Here is a 13,912-nt window from a genome sequence, read left to right as displayed (position 1 = left end):
GTCAATCCCACAACTGGACGGCGTCGCTCGCGGTCACCGGCAGCTCCGGCAGCTGAATCCTCACGCCAGCACGAAACGGCTGCGCTTCGTCCGCCAGCCCCTGGTTGGCATTGAGCACCGCCTCAAGCGTGCCGCCCAGGTGCCCGTAGTAGTGCTGACAAAGGGTGTCGAGCATGTCGCCCTCAGACGTTTTGCAGGTCCTGGCCATAGCTCACGAACTCCAGTGAAAAACCTTGTTTGCGCGCAATGCCGCCGGCCAGCAGCATGCTCTGTTCCTCTTCGATGCTGGTCAGGCACCAGGTGCCGAGCACCTCGCCGTAGCCGGTGGTCAACGACAGCGGCAGCAACTGGCGGCCGATGCTGCGCAGCGTCTGCAGTTGGCCGAGACCGCCCTTGAACCCAGGGAAGATCGCACCACGGATATTGATGCTCTCCTCGCCCAGGCTGATGGCCTGCTGGGCATTCGCGCGGCTCAGGCGTTCCTGCCCGGCCCAGCGAAAACGCGTCTGCCGGCGCAACTGGTCGAAGGCGGCGGTGTCGAGATTGAAGTAGTACGGCGCGGCGCCGGCCTTCAGGGGCTGCAACACCAGCAGATGCGGGAACGGCTTGATCGCTTCGGCGGCGGGTGTCGTCTGAGGCGCGAAGCCCAGCGTGGACAACACGCCATTCACCGTCGAACGCACCTCCCCCGCCACCCGGCGAATCGCCGCCCCGGCCTTGGCCACGTGGCCGGCGAACACATCGATCCGCTCACGCACCTGGCGCACCACGCCCAGTGCCTGGTCGTACCGGGCAATCGCTTTGGCCACCCGAGCCTGGGCCGTGGCGATGGCCCGCAGCGTGCGTTGCAGCTTGGCGCCGATGATCGGCCCCACCACCGGCAAACCTTCCAGTTCGGCGACCGCGCCCTGCACATGGCCGATCGCCTCGTTCAGCGGATCGAGCATGGCGTCGGCACGCCGACGCCCTGCCTCTCCCGCCTTGACCAGGGCGTGCAGCGTGGCTTGCAGCTGCTCCAGATAGGTCATGGTTCCTCCTGTTCAGAATGCATTGGGGTGATCGGCCAGCTGTGCGTTGTAGGCCTGCCTGTGCAGGTCCTGCATCACCCGCCGGACCGCTTCCTCGAGTTGCTGGGCGAGCTGGTTGGGCGCATCGATGCTGCCTTGCACGGTGATGGGCATGTTCGCGGTGAAGGTGAATTGCTGGGTGACCGGTTGCGCAGTCGCTCCTTGGCCCTGTGCCGGAGAGGGGTCGGCTTCCGGCAGCCTCAACGGGGCTGTCGGTGACAAGAGCTGTCTGGCCATCCTTGTGCCGACCTGCTCGTCGATGACTTCCCCCCTGGGGACCTGGGTGATCTGGCGTGGGTCTCGCAGAGCAATCGCCGAGCGATGTTTCTCGCGGGGCCCGTCGGAGGCAGCGAAGAGCGTCTTGCCGATCCATCCGCCAACCACACCGCCGACCTTGTCACCGACCGCATTGCCAATCAGCATTGCAACGGGTGGTCCGACGATGCCGCCAAGGAGCAAGCCCCCCAGCGCCGTGCCTACCGCGCCACCTATCGCGCCACCGTAGCCGGCCCCCTTCTCCTCGGGCGTCTTGGCGGTGGCGTAGGTGTAGCCCGCCTTCATCCCGGCCTCCAGCCAAGGCAATTTGCCCGGTGCCTTGAACGCGTCCTTCAGCCTGGTCCAGCGTCCCGCCGCAGGATTGATGCCCGTGGGCGATGGCCCGGCGTCCGCGCCCAATGGATAAGGCTCTTCCAACATCGGGCTGCGTTTGCCACGCGCCAGACGACTCAGCCGGCCCCGGTGCCTGAACGCCGCCGCCCCCGCACCGATCCCCACGGCACCGGCCAGGGTGCCCCACAAGGTGGTCGCAGGCGATGGCGAGGAGGCACTCACGGGAGGTGTCGATTGCCCGCCTCCGGTATTGGTTGCCGATGCTTGTCGTGATGCGTCTCCAGGAGCGGCCATCAGCGCCTTGCCCAGCGCGCCGCCGACCTTGTCGCCGACGAAGGAGAACGCCAGCGAGGCAACCGGAGCCCCGGCCTTGAGCTTCCCGCCCAGCATGGCCCCCGGCACGGCGCCAAGGAAGCCACCTATGGCGCCCCCCACCCCCTCGCCCACCTGGTCTGGCGTGGAGGCAGTGGTCGCCGTGAAGATAAGTTTCATCCCGGCGTCCAGCCCTGCCATGCCGGCAGCCGACTTGCCAGCCAGCAGCGCCCGCGCCCAACGCCCCGGCTCGGCGGGTCTGGGCACTGGCGCGGGGCCCGCATCCGCGCCAAGCGGGTAGTCTTCCATGACAGGTTTGCGCTCAGTGCCGCCGATGAGCAGCGCAGGCAGATACACAGTACCCGGACGAGCGGGTGTGCTGACTTGGGCTCCGTCAGGATGGCCCTCGCTGTCAGGCGTACCACGGCTCCCGCTCCAGGTTTTGCCAATCGCTGCGGGTGCCTGGGCGATTCCCTTCGCCAGCAGGTAACCGCCGCCTGCAACCAGCAGCGACGATACGGCATCGCGCGCAGTCTGCGTGACCTGGGCCAACGGTGTCGGCACCGGAGGAATCGCCCGGGCGTTCAGGGCGCGCTCCAGAAGTGCCTTGTTTTGCTGAAGCAGGCCAACCTGCTGTTGCTGTGCCTTCAAGGATTCGGTCTGTTCGACCTTGTCCTCGACAGCCTCCTTCCCTTGCCGGGGCGGCCTGGCACTACCACCACCAACATCGGGCGGCCGCTGGGTCACCCCAAACGCCCCCATGGGTACCGTGAGGAGTCGCTCCCCCCTCAACGATCCCCCGAGCTCCAGGACGGAGGCTGCGCCTAGCGCTTGCGTAGATCTGTTCGCCATCCGTGTCTCCCTTTCACTCCACCAGCCACCAAACCATGTCGCTGTACGACATGGTCATGATTTCGCTGGCGGAAAAATGCAGCTCCCTGGCCAGCCGCCTGGCGGCGGCCTTCTGCCGGGCCGGGTCAAAGCTCGTCGTCCTGCACCAGGCGAAAATAGCCAGCCTGCAGCCGGCTGTAGTCCTTCAGGGCCAGACCTTCGAGATCCTTTACGCCGACTTCGGCCAGCGAGGCGAACAGGTTCAGCTCGCGCTGCTCGTCGTCACCTGCGCCGCCGGCCTGGGCGTTGCGAATGTCGCGCACGGTCGGGGCGCGCAGCGCCAGGCTGTCGACCTGTACGCCATTGGCCTCGCTGGGGCGCGACAGGCGCACGGTCACGCGCTCGGCATCGACCGTCAGCCATTGCGGCATCTTTTTCGCTTGAGCCATCGGGCGTTCTCCTTAAAGGCCAAGGGCGGCGCGTTGCGCGGCCAGCTGGTCGACCCCATCGATCACCCGCTTCATGCCCAGGGCGTCGATCTCGTAAACCAGGCGGCCATCGACTTCCAGCTTGTAGTAGGTGACGGCGACGCTGTGCTTGATCTCGGCCTTGTCGCCGGATTTCCAGTCGCCCATGTCGATTTCCTTCAGGGAACCGCGCAGGGTGACGATCACTGGGTTGATCTTGCCCTTCAGGCCCTTGAAGGCGCCGCGGAAGGTGCCGTTGAAGGCGGTGCCATCGGCCAGGCCGAAGAACTTCAGCGACTCGCGGCGCACGCCAGTGGTGGTGAAGGCCGCCTCCTGCTTCTCCATGCCCAGGTCCATCTCGACCGGCATGTCCATGCCACCGGGGCGGTGCTCCTCCATCTTCAGGGTGAGCTTGGGCAGGGTCAGGCTGGGCACGTCGCCCTGGAAGCTGACGCCATCGACGAACAGGTTCAGGTTGGCCAGTGTTTCGGGGATCATTGCCATGTGGATGCGCTCCTTAAGCGGCGGAATCGAGGACTTCGGTCAGCCACTGGTTGGTGACTTCGACGCGGAAATTGGGGTTCTCGGCAGGTGGTACATCGGTGAAGCGGATGTTCCAGTACACCTTGCCCTGCTCGAGCTGGCTGGCGGTGTTCAGCTGCGGGTCGGCATAGACTTCGAAGTTGATGATCGCGCCCTGGTTCTTCAGGTCGCGCATGAAGGCCTGCAGGCCCTCGGTGACGTCCTTGACGTAGGTGGCGGTGATGGAACGGTCCACGGCCCACTTGTGGCCGTAGAGGATCGCGTCCATGACGATGTCCATGGTCCGCACGCGGGTGACGAAGGCCCATTTCGGGTCGCTCGACAGGGTGCGGTTGCCCCACAGGCGGAAGCCGTCGTCGCGGATGATGGTGGCGATGTTGGCGTTGTTCAGCAGGTTGGCGCGGCAGCTGTCGTCGCCGTCGAGGAACTCCACCGCGCGGGTGGTGCCGGTGATGCCGACGAACTCCTTGTTCGAAGGCGAAGCCCAGAAGCCGTACTCGCGGTCGGTGAAGGCGAACAGGCCGGCGACCCAGGCCGAACCCGGCGCGTCGACGGTGGCCTCTTCGGCGTTGTCCCAGTAGCGCACGCCCGGATCGACCATGAAGGCGCGCTTGGCGCCGAAGTTCTTGGCGTAGGCGATGGCCGCTTCATCGGTGGTGTTGGGGCCGTCGATGATGGCGATGGCGCGCAGCTTGTCGGCCAGGGCCACCAGGGCGGTAGCGACGGCTTGGGTGGCGCTGTGCTTGGGGGTGACCAGCAGGCGCGGCTGGGCATTGAAACGGCTCTTGCCGTCGAGCAGCGCCTGCAAGCCGGTGCGCTTGCCGTCGGCCAGCACGTTGCCGATGATCGCCGAGGTCTGCTCGGCGGCATCCTCGAGCTTGGCCACGCCGCAAGCGACGATGACCGCCTTGGCGCGGCTGTAGATGGCGCGACAGGCCTTGGTGATCGCCGCGTCCTGGCCGAATGCCGCGACCGCTTCGCGCTCGCTGGTGATCAGCACCAGGTCGTTGGCCTTGGCGGTGGCGCCCGGGCCTTCGGTGAAAGTGTCGACCAGGCCGATGATCGAGGATGACGGCAGCGCGATGTTGCGCGCGCCGGTGTCGACGTTGGTCACGGTGACGCCGTGGAAGAATCCGCTCATGTAAGTCTCCAGATACGAAAAGGCCCCGCAGAGCGAGGCCAAGGGTCCATCGGAAAGGAAAACGCCCCGTCAGTGCGGGGCGTCATTGAATGTGTTCCGAGATCCAGGGCGGCGCGACTGGCCGGTGCTCGATCTGGGGGAACTGCTCGGACTGGGGCCAGTCACGCAGCACCTGCAGGTATACCAACAGCGCTTTGAACTGCGCCGGCGCAAGCGTGGCAGTCGAGCCAATTTCCAGTTGGTCACGGTGACGATCGCGCAACCACTGAATATCGGCCAAGGCGCTGTCGCGCCATGCTCGCTCCTTGGCCGCGGCCTCATCTCGCGACAGTACGACTGGCTCACGATCGGCCAGAGTCAACTTTCCGTTTTCCAGCAGGATTTGCTGGCCAGTGTTACGCCCGGCGCACAGATCGTTGAATTCTTCCTGAGTCACTGACAGGGCGTCATCCGGTATCTCTTGATGGATACGCGAATCATAGAAACACCCGGTAGAACAGCTAAACCTCATAACGTTTTTCATATTTCACCCTAGCGACCGAATGCCAGTACCCAGCCCTTGCCACCACCACCAAAAGTCCCCCCGGCGGACCAAAGGTATCGATTGTTATCGACTATCTGGAGAATGGTCCCATAACTGCCTCCGAATCCATTGATGGTTTCAGAAGAAAGTTGCAGCCATCCAGCAAAAGCGGTGGTAAACGGCACGGGAAAATATCGATAGTCCACTGCTGAATTTGACTCATCACTGTAGGACCACTGCACCATGAAACCACCCATCCACTGCGGCAGTTTTATATAGCCATTACCGGCACTGAGGTTTGCGCCAAATCCCGCCGTCAAATACGCCGGGCATACAGTGAGATATCCGGCGGCTCCCGCTACCACTTCCGCGAGTGTTGCAAATCTGGCAACCCCCGCTATCGACTCGGACGCCGCCGCCAGTTTTTTCCAGACGTAATAGGAGAGGCCCGCGACGCTCACCCACTTTGCAGGCGTCGTGCCTCCATCAAGATCCGCGACCGTGGCCTCCATGCTCGAATCCAGGATGCGCGCCGACGTGTAGGTTGGGTCACCCGCTGGCCATGTCCGCACGGTGGCTTGACCACCCGCCGCACTGACAGTGACCGCTGGCTTCGATGTATCGTGCTTTCGCCATGCTTGGCCGTCCCAGAAGGCGTTTTGACAGATGCTGGACTCAAGCGGCGAACTGACGAACGCGTAGTTGGTTCCATGCAGATCATAACTACCGTAGGGCAACGGGTTGAGGTTCGGCAGAGCGTCGGTGATGCCATAGCCGGCCAGTGTTGTGGCGTGCCCAGCCTTGGTGGATAGCGCCGCGTCAACGGCCGCCTTGGAGTAAACGTCCTGCGTGCTGGCTTTTAAAGCCAGTACGGTATCGAGGGCGACCTTAGTGTAGGCGTCCTGGATGCCGAAGCCCGCGAGCGTCGTTGGATTAGCGCCCTGCAGGACCACGCCCCGATCATCAATGGTCACCTTCGTATAAGCACCGGCCGCCTTGTTTGCCGGCAAGATATTCAAGATTGCTGCATCGACATATTCGCGAGTCGCGAGCACTACCGACGGGTCGATCTTGAGTTGCACATTGCTGGCACTGCTCACCACCAGATTCATCCGCACGACCTGAGTGCGTCCCGAGCCTTGACTCAACAGTGGCTTGTAGGTCGGCGCGCAATTGGCTATCGCCACCATGTCGCCGTCGGCGTCGTACAGTGCAATTTCGCGAATCCAGTGGCCGCCTGTATCGGCCGGAATGATCTGTTCCGCCACGATGACCGAGGCGTTCTTGTCGTCGACCTTCAGTTGGTTCAACGGCGCGCGACGCCATTCGTTGATCAGCCTGGTCTGGGTGGCGTTTGGCGTGGGGTCGGCGCCGTTGGCGTCGCCCACGCCCATCTGGGTGATTTTCCACGGGATGCCCAAGGCATCCGCGTTGGCCTGTTTCGCCGCGCCCACGTTGGTGAGGATGGCGTAGAACTGGGAATTCTGGTCAACCATGTGCAATGTCCAAGGTATCGATTGTGTGTTCCCGACCGCCGCGACCGATAGTGCCGCTGACGATCACGTCAGAAGGCGCCAGCGGGTAGACGTCGAGCTCGTCGCCGTCCTGCAGCGCGCAGCCGAAATGAAGAGCGCCGCGGCTTTCGAGGCTGATGGCAAGCCCCGTCATGTGGCGGCTGACCGGCCTTGCGTCGTCGATCAGCGACGACAGTTCGTTGTAGGTTTGCTCGCTGATGCCGGTGTCGGTCACCCCCACTTTCAGGGCGAACGTCCCCGGCACCCCGGCAGGCTCGGTCTGCCACCACTCCTGCACCTCGATCAGGTAACCGAAGGGTTCGACCACCCGCCTGAGGGCGCCAGTGGTGCCCTTGTGGGCGTGAACGAAGAACGCCGAGCGGATCACCGAGCGCTTGATCGCCTCGCTCCAGCTATCGTCCCAGCGGTCGACCGACCAGGCCCAGGCCAGCTGGTAGAGTAGGTGCGCCGGGCAGGTGTCGGGGTTGTAGAGGGTGCGCAACGTAGTCTTGAGGTCTTCGTCGGCGGCCACCTCGATGGCCCGCTCCAGCGGCGTGCGGTTGAGCGGCAGGAGGCTGTGCATGTCAGTCCCCCCGTCGCAGGTCGATGCCGATGCACCAGGCCGCCTGCGCCTTGCTGGGACGGATGTCGTCCCAGCCGATCAGCTCGACGCGGCTCACGCCGTCGATGTGCAGCTGCGCATCGACCCCCGAGCGGGCGACCTCGACGCCCAGCCGCCGACGTGGGTTGATCCAGGCCTGGAGACGACGCCTGCACTCGGCGAGGATCGCTTCGAACTCCGGGCCGTTGTCGGCCATGTGCAGCACCGCCTCGACGTGATAGGGCAACACCTCGGCGCTACGCACGTTGACCCGGTCGGCGACCGGGCGAATATCGTCGTCGTTGAGGTAGGCGCTGACCTGCGCCAGCAGCTCGGGGCTGGCCAGGCCATCGCCGTCCAGGCTCAGCACGGTAACGTCCACCACGGCCGGCGACGGGCTTTCGGCGGTCGCGTCGGCGACCCGTCCCGAGGCGTTGCGGGCATGGAGGATGTAGCTGTTGCGCGGACCGGCGGTGGTCAGGCCCTCGTAGACCAGTTGCACCCGCTCGCGCAGGGCATCGTCGGATTCGAGCACCGCCTCGGCCGGTGGTGTCGTGCTCGGGTTCGCGGTCTGGATCACCAGGCGCTGCAAGCCGACATTGGCCGCCAGCTGGTCGAGGTCGCGGCCCTGGGCGTAAGCGAGCAGCAGGGCCTTGGCCGCATCGTTGATGCGCGCCCGGTTGAGCAGCTTGCGGTAGGCGCCGACCTCGAGCAGCTTGGTCACCGGATCGCTTTCCAGGTTGGCGCTCCAGCTGTCGCCGAGCTGGGCGCGGAAACTGGCCAGGTCCTCTTGATACAGCACCTCGAAATCGAGGTCTTCGAGCAATTGCGGGGCGGGCAGTTTCGACAGGTCGACCTGGCTCATACGCTCACCTCCACCAGCGCGTCGTCGCCCAGGTAGCGGCCGCTCAAGGCCAGGCTGACCTGGCCGTCGAGCACGGCGATGACCTTGACCCGCTCCAGTTTCAGGCGCGGCTCCCAACGCCCGAGGGCGCGGGCCACTTCAGCCTGTACCGCGCTCTTCCAGCCTTCGTTGACCGGCAGGTCGACGTAGCGGCGCAGCTGGCTGCCGTACTCGGGACGCATGCGCCGGCTGCCCAGGGGGGTGGTGAGGATGTCCTCGATGGATTGACGCAGGTGGGCAATGCCCGACAGTGGCTGCCCGGTACGCCGGTCCAGGCCGATCATGGAGCACCTCCTGTCCCGGGCACATCCCTTGGATGGATATGCATGACGTTCTCCTGATATGAAAAAGCCCGCGGCTGCGGGCTTGGGGCGTGATTCGACGCGCTCAGGACGGCAGTGCCGGCCAGTCGATCTCGGCGGGGTAGCCTGACTGTTCGGGCACACGGTTCAGCGTCACGCGGTAGCGCTTCCACGCCGTCAACCGAACGACCTCCGCCTCGCGGGCATCGCCCAGCTCGGCGGCATCCTGCAGGGGGGCGATGGCGCTATCGGCAAGGCCACGCAGACGCAGGATCTCGGCCTGGGCAGCCCTGAGAGGATCGAGCGTCAACGTCCGCCGGTAGTAGTCCTCGACTTCGGCCTCGGTCATCGGCACCCGTGACTCGTCGATAAAGTCGTCCTGCGAACCATCGGCCTTGAACGCATGGATCATGGCCAGGCCATCCCAGCGCTCGTCTCGGTAGTACTTCATCTGTGGATCAAACATCGTGACCTCCTGTCATCGCATTTCCATCCAGCTGTTGAGCGCACCAGGGTTGTTATTGCCGAACAGGCCGTATGATGCGCCCGCCGGCACGATGATGGCGCCACTGTCGATGTATTGCCCTGCCGCGCCGCTATAGGACCCGGGGAGGGTGACGCCATTGACCACCCACTGCAGGTACGAGTTGATCTGAGTGGCGGGGCCGACCAGGGCCTTGACCTGGATCGGCCGTCCGCTGTCGTTCAGGTACGAGGTATTGAGGGCCCGGGCAGTCGCCTGCCAGCCCTGCCCCACAGTCCCCATTGGCGTGGTATTGGCCCATGCCGTCCAGGCCCCGCCGATCACCCGGCGCATGGCCGTCAGCTCATTGGTAACGGACCAGGCGAGCTGCACGCACTCGCTGTTGGCATGACGCCACATGGTGCGTACGACACCGTAGGCGATGAACGCGGGTCGGTTGGCCGTGGTATCGACAAATTGACAATCACGGTTGTATTCGAAGTTCAGGTTGCTTGAAACACTCAAGCGAGTGGTCGGGGCGCATTTCTCGAACCATCCGGTCCACGTGCCATTGATCAGCATGCGCTGGTAGATGCCACTGTCGTTGTAGGCGGTGAACGACTGCATGGAGTAGGCGCCCGCCACCGAGCAGACGCGCAGGTAACCGTTGGTGTTGAGCGGCAGGATATTCAGTCCCTTGCCCTCGACGTAATAGTCACCGGTGGAGCGCAGCGCGTTGATGTCGCTCTCCAGCACGCCTGGGGTGAAACCGCCGACGCCAAAGTCCCCGACCTTCAATACCCGGCCAGTGGTCGAGTCGGCCGTGGAGGTGGTCAGCGCGGCGAAGGCCGCAGAGCCGAGGTCGGACGACGCGGGCGTGGTTCGCCAGTCGCTCCAGGTCTGGATGTTGGCATTGAACCCGCGGCTGGCCGACTTCCCCGTCATGGGGTCGAGCGCGGTCTGCACGATGAAACCGACGGCTGACTGGGCGACACAGACCAGGGGATAGCTCATCCCTGGCGGCAGGTGAGTCGCGGTGCCGCTCAACGCACTGTACCAACCTGGGCTGGTGGCCTGGTTCAGATCGGCAATGTCTCGGGTAGGCGAAATGGGCGCGGTCAGCCCCATGTCGTCCATCATCTTGAAGTTGTTGTTGATCCGCATGAACGCGGTGCGCGCAACGTCACCGTCCGCGCCAGTGGGAGGAGTTCCCAGTTTGACCGAATCGAGTGGCATATGACCTCCTAGTATCCTGTAACGTCCACCACCAAGCCGTTGTTGTAGGCCCCGACCGCGCCTTGGTTGCTGGCCAGGCCCGGCCCGGCGAAGACGGTGATGAGTTTGTTGCTGATCAGGTAGCTGCCGCCGGCGGCAGGGGTCTGGCACTGGCCATGCCACATGCGCACGGCCAGCCCCATCTGGGTATTGGTGCCGATGCGCTCGGACAGATAGCCCACGCTCTGCACGCCCGGCGCCACGGCGAGCTTGATGCCGGGTGGCGCCGTACCGGTATGGGTCGTGTCGTAGGCGATATCGACGGAGTACGACCCAACGACGCGCATGTACCTGTTCTTGCTGTGGAACACTTCGAGGCCCTGCTCGCTCCAGACCTGCAGACCGACGTTGCCGAGGGCCTGGGCGTATTGCGGCAGGTCGAAGATGAAGTACTCGACGACTAGCGGGGCGCTGCCCGACCCGGAAGCCGGCATGCCGAAGACCTTGAAGCCGGTGTCATCGACCAGGTAGCAGGCCCAGCCCTGGGTATTGAAGGCAATGATCGGTTGGCGAGCGGCCACCGGATAGTCGATCCGGGCGAACCGCGCCCATGGATACGGGGACTGGTTACCGGTGGTGGTGCTGATCGTGCCCTTGGCCACCAGGCACAGATTCTGGAACGTTCCGTCGATCTGGATGAGGGCTTTGTCGTTGAGTACCTGAAGACCCGCGGGCATCAGTACACCCCATAGACAATGGTGCCTGGCTGTATGGCCCAGCCCGCCAACCCGGTCAGATTCCACGACAGCGTGGTGCCGCTGACCGAGGCGTGGACACAGCGGAACGGGTTGAACCCGCCGGTGGTGTTGCGCTGGAGAATGGCTGTCCACGGTGTGCCGTGGGCGAATTCGGGAATGGTGATGGACCCCGCTGCGCTCACCGGGCCGACCTTGCCGAGAATCCGGGTGATGCGATCCGTGACACGGGTGTTCAGCGAACCGTCGACGTTGTAGCTCTCGAAACCTTGCGGCATATCAGGCCCCTGTTCTAGGTCCTACCCTTGGCCTGGCGGCCCTGCCTGCGAGCCCCATGGGCGCACAGGCAATGGGTATCAGTGCTTGTGATTGGCGGTGTTGCCGGCGGTATCGATGATCCGCCCACCACCGTTGATGTCGCCGCTGACCAGCAGCGGCCCCTTGACCGTGACATTGCCGGTCAGGGTGATGGCGGCGGCGTCGAGGGTGATGGCGCCATCGTTGACCACCAGGGTGCTGGCGCCGACCTTGACCGTGGCGTTGCCGGTGGGCAGCTGGATGTCGTAGCGTCCGGCCTGCCAGTCGTAGCTCAGCGAGCCGCCATCCTCGAAGCGCCAGACCTCGACATGGTCGCGCTCATCCGGCGCGCTGCCGGCATTGCCGTACAGGCCGGGCACGAAGGTGCCTTGCGCCGGTTCGCCGCTGGGGCTGATCAGCACGCCCTGCTCGCCCAGGCTTGGCGCCCGCCAGTGCCGCGCCTTGCCAGCGGCCAGGCTGTGCCAGCGCACCCAAGCGCTGGTCCAGTCGCCATCGCCGACCCGCACCCGCGCCGCGACCAGGTCCACCGCGACCACCGCGCAGGGAATCACCAGGCAGGCCAGCATGCGGTCGTGCATCGCCGTGGCGTAACTCATGCCAGGTCCTCCGGCGCCAGGTACTCGTGCTCATTGCCGGCGCCGGTGCGCGGATCGACGCCCAGCAGCAGGCTGCCGGGTGGCTGGTCGGGCCAGGCCCACTGCGGCTCGCCGAACAGGATCGGCTGCTCCCAGCGCACCTTCCAGCCGACGCCTTCGTACTGCGCCTGCACGTTGCGGCTGGCTTCGACGAAATCCAGGCCCCATAGCTGCTGGCGCAGCAAGTCCATCAGTTGCGCCGCCAGTTCGCTGCCCTGCAGGCGCGCCTCGGGCTGCGTGGCATCCGGGGTGATGTCGGCCTCGAAGGTGGCGATCAGCACCGAGCGACCATCGCGGGGGGCGCCGTCGGCGGTCATGCGCAGGATGCCGTGGCGCAGGGCCGGCAGCGCGGGCGAGGGATCGGCGCGGTCGTGGCTGTCGACCGAGGCCAGCGCCGGCATCGCTTCGCGCACCCTGGCGGTCAGCGCCGCGCTGAGTGTGGAGAGTTCGCTCATGGGCGATTCCTCATGCAAGAAAGCGGCGATCATTGCGGGGCGGACGGCCACTCGATGGTTTCCGGGAAACCGTCCTGGTCCGGCAGGCGGTTGAGCGCCACGCGGTAGCGTTTCCAGGCCCTGAGGCTGTGCTGCTCCAGATCGCTGGCCTCCTCGAGGTCAACGGCGTCCTGCAGCGGGGCAATGGCCAGGTCGGCGGCGGCGCGCCGCTTGCCGATCTCGCGCTGGGCGGCGGCAAGCGGGTCGGGACGCGGCTCAGGCAACGGCTCGGGTGGCAGTGGCTCGACGGCCACGTGCAAGGTCAGGCTGTGCTGCAGGTCGGTGGCGACACCGTCGCGACTGACGCTGATCTCCAGCGTCGGAGCGACATGCCGGATGCGCACCTCGACACCGGCGTCCAGCGGGTTGATGACATACCCCCAGCCCTCCGGTGGCGGCGCCATGCCGAGGGTGCCCAGCACCCGGTATTCACCCGTACCAGCCTTGTGACAGCTGATCGTGTCGCGCCCCAGGGACGTCACGTCGATGACCTCGCCGGTCGGGCCGTTGAGGTTGATTGCGGCTCGGGTCATGGTCAGATCGCCTTGAGGGTGCCATCGGCGGCACGGGTGGTGTTGCCGGTGTGGTAGATGACGTTGAAGGTCGCCGTGGCGAAGCTGCCTGAGCGCAGGACCAGGCGGGCTTCCGGCGACTGCCCGAAGAACAGCTGTGCGCCGCGGAACTCGGCCTCGCTGTAGGGCACCGTCAGCACCGAGCCGTAGCCGATGCCCGTGGCCCCGACATACTGGGTGTTGGGCGTGATCAGGGAGAACCCGCCCTCCATGCGGTTGATCGAATCACTGTAGGGCGATGACTTGCCGCCGAGGCCGAACGCCCCCACTTCCAGCAGGCTGCCTGCGGTCTGCCCGACATTGCGTGTCGCCGCGCTGCCCAGCCCCAAGGCGGTACGTGCCTCGACCGCGCTTTTACCGCCGGTCCCGCCCTGGGCCAGGGTCAGCGGCGTGACCAGGCCGGTCAGCGCCTTGATGTCGGCATTGGTGCCGGCAGCCGCCTTGCTGGTCTGCAAGTTGGCATCGGCTTGATAGAGCTCGTCGAAATTGGCGACGGCCTTGACCCAGGCTGAACGCTGGGTGTCGCCGCCGGCACCGCCTGGGGCAGTGCCGAGATTGATGGTCTGCTTGGCCATGAAGGATCTCCATGCGCAACCGAGCCGTGCCAGGGTGAGGACCCGGCAGGGCATCGGCAGGGCTGTACGAG

Annotated in this window: 18 protein-coding genes and 1 pseudogene; all 19 read right to left on the bottom strand. The window is 65.3% G+C overall.

The genetic code is table 11. The features are described 5' to 3' along the window. Window position 1 precedes the first annotated feature (1 nt). A complete protein-coding gene (locus tag N5D48_RS02590) occupies window positions 2-208 on the bottom strand; it encodes a tail protein X (protein WP_279880768.1) in 207 nt (68 codons plus the stop codon). Further along, window positions 183-1,028 (bottom strand): phage tail protein, encoded by an 846-nt coding sequence (locus N5D48_RS02585; RefSeq protein ID WP_279880765.1) that lies wholly within the window; start codon window positions 1,026-1,028, stop codon window positions 183-185. The genes N5D48_RS02590 and N5D48_RS02585 overlap by 26 nt, the downstream gene beginning before the upstream one ends. 12 nt (window positions 1,029-1,040) lie before the next feature. Then, the gene (locus tag N5D48_RS02580; RefSeq protein ID WP_279880762.1) at window positions 1,041-2,639 is read right to left on the bottom strand and encodes a hypothetical protein; all 1,599 of its coding nucleotides are present in this window, start codon (window positions 2,637-2,639) and stop codon (window positions 1,041-1,043) included. Window positions 2,640-2,965: 326 nt separating this feature from the next. Beyond that, on the bottom strand, window positions 2,966-3,268 hold the full coding sequence (locus N5D48_RS02575; protein ID WP_279880760.1) for a phage tail assembly protein: 303 nt from the start codon (window positions 3,266-3,268) through the stop codon (window positions 2,966-2,968). Between the two features lie 12 nt (window positions 3,269-3,280). Beyond that, window positions 3,281-3,790, bottom strand: a complete 510-nt coding sequence (locus N5D48_RS02570) for a phage major tail tube protein (RefSeq protein ID WP_279880758.1) — start codon at window positions 3,788-3,790, stop codon at window positions 3,281-3,283. Window positions 3,791-3,803: 13 nt separating this feature from the next. After that, the gene (locus N5D48_RS02565; RefSeq protein WP_279880756.1) at window positions 3,804-4,970 is read right to left on the bottom strand and encodes a phage tail sheath family protein; all 1,167 of its coding nucleotides are present in this window, start codon (window positions 4,968-4,970) and stop codon (window positions 3,804-3,806) included. 82 nt (window positions 4,971-5,052) lie between these two features. Then, the gene (locus N5D48_RS02560; protein WP_279880754.1) at window positions 5,053-5,406 is read right to left on the bottom strand and encodes a phage tail assembly chaperone; all 354 of its coding nucleotides are present in this window, start codon (window positions 5,404-5,406) and stop codon (window positions 5,053-5,055) included. Window positions 5,407-5,501: 95 nt separating this feature from the next. Then, entirely contained in the window at window positions 5,502-6,989 is a 1,488-nt protein-coding gene (locus tag N5D48_RS02555; protein ID WP_279880753.1) for a phage tail protein, read from the bottom strand. Beyond that, the gene (locus tag N5D48_RS02550; RefSeq protein WP_279880750.1) at window positions 6,982-7,590 is read right to left on the bottom strand and encodes a phage tail protein I; all 609 of its coding nucleotides are present in this window, start codon (window positions 7,588-7,590) and stop codon (window positions 6,982-6,984) included. Before N5D48_RS02550 ends, N5D48_RS02555 begins: the two co-directional genes overlap by 8 nt. 1 nt (window position 7,591) lies before the next feature. Then, a complete protein-coding gene (locus N5D48_RS02545) occupies window positions 7,592-8,473 on the bottom strand; it encodes a baseplate J/gp47 family protein (RefSeq protein WP_279880748.1) in 882 nt (293 codons plus the stop codon). Further along, entirely contained in the window at window positions 8,470-8,796 is a 327-nt protein-coding gene (locus N5D48_RS02540; protein WP_279880746.1) for a GPW/gp25 family protein, read from the bottom strand. Before N5D48_RS02540 ends, N5D48_RS02545 begins: the two co-directional genes overlap by 4 nt. A 103-nt stretch (window positions 8,797-8,899) precedes the next feature. After that, complete coding sequence (locus N5D48_RS02535; protein WP_279880744.1) at window positions 8,900-9,280, bottom strand: tail fiber assembly protein; 381 nt, start codon at window positions 9,278-9,280, stop codon at window positions 8,900-8,902. A 12-nt stretch (window positions 9,281-9,292) separates the two neighbouring features. After that, window positions 9,293-10,513, bottom strand: a complete 1,221-nt coding sequence (locus tag N5D48_RS02530; RefSeq protein WP_279880742.1) for a pyocin knob domain-containing protein — start codon at window positions 10,511-10,513, stop codon at window positions 9,293-9,295. An 8-nt stretch (window positions 10,514-10,521) separates the two neighbouring features. Then, a complete protein-coding gene (locus N5D48_RS02525; protein ID WP_279880740.1) occupies window positions 10,522-11,229 on the bottom strand; it encodes a hypothetical protein in 708 nt (235 codons plus the stop codon). Then, window positions 11,229-11,525 carry a hypothetical protein gene (locus N5D48_RS02520; protein ID WP_279880738.1) on the bottom strand — a complete coding sequence of 99 codons (297 nt, stop codon included), beginning with the start codon at window positions 11,523-11,525 and terminating at the stop codon, window positions 11,229-11,231. Before N5D48_RS02520 ends, N5D48_RS02525 begins: the two co-directional genes overlap by 1 nt. A gap of 78 nt (window positions 11,526-11,603) precedes the next feature. Beyond that, complete coding sequence (locus N5D48_RS02515) at window positions 11,604-12,161, bottom strand: phage baseplate assembly protein V (protein ID WP_279880736.1); 558 nt, start codon at window positions 12,159-12,161, stop codon at window positions 11,604-11,606. Beyond that, the gene (locus N5D48_RS02510) at window positions 12,158-12,655 is read right to left on the bottom strand and encodes a hypothetical protein (RefSeq protein WP_279880733.1); all 498 of its coding nucleotides are present in this window, start codon (window positions 12,653-12,655) and stop codon (window positions 12,158-12,160) included. The genes N5D48_RS02515 and N5D48_RS02510 overlap by 4 nt, the downstream gene beginning before the upstream one ends. 29 nt (window positions 12,656-12,684) lie before the next feature. Further along, window positions 12,685-13,227: a tail fiber assembly protein gene (locus N5D48_RS02505; protein ID WP_279880730.1), complete on the bottom strand. Its 543-nt coding sequence runs from the start codon at window positions 13,225-13,227 to the stop codon at window positions 12,685-12,687. A 2-nt stretch (window positions 13,228-13,229) separates the two neighbouring features. Then, window positions 13,230-13,912: pseudogene (locus tag N5D48_RS02500) on the bottom strand (hypothetical protein); the annotation flags it as partial.

Source organism: Pseudomonas sp. GD03858 (genome assembly GCF_029840925.1).
GTDB lineage: Bacteria > Pseudomonadota > Gammaproteobacteria > Pseudomonadales > Pseudomonadaceae > Aquipseudomonas.
Note: the sequence above shows the minus strand (reverse complement) of the source record. Positions and strands in the feature narration are given on the sequence as shown.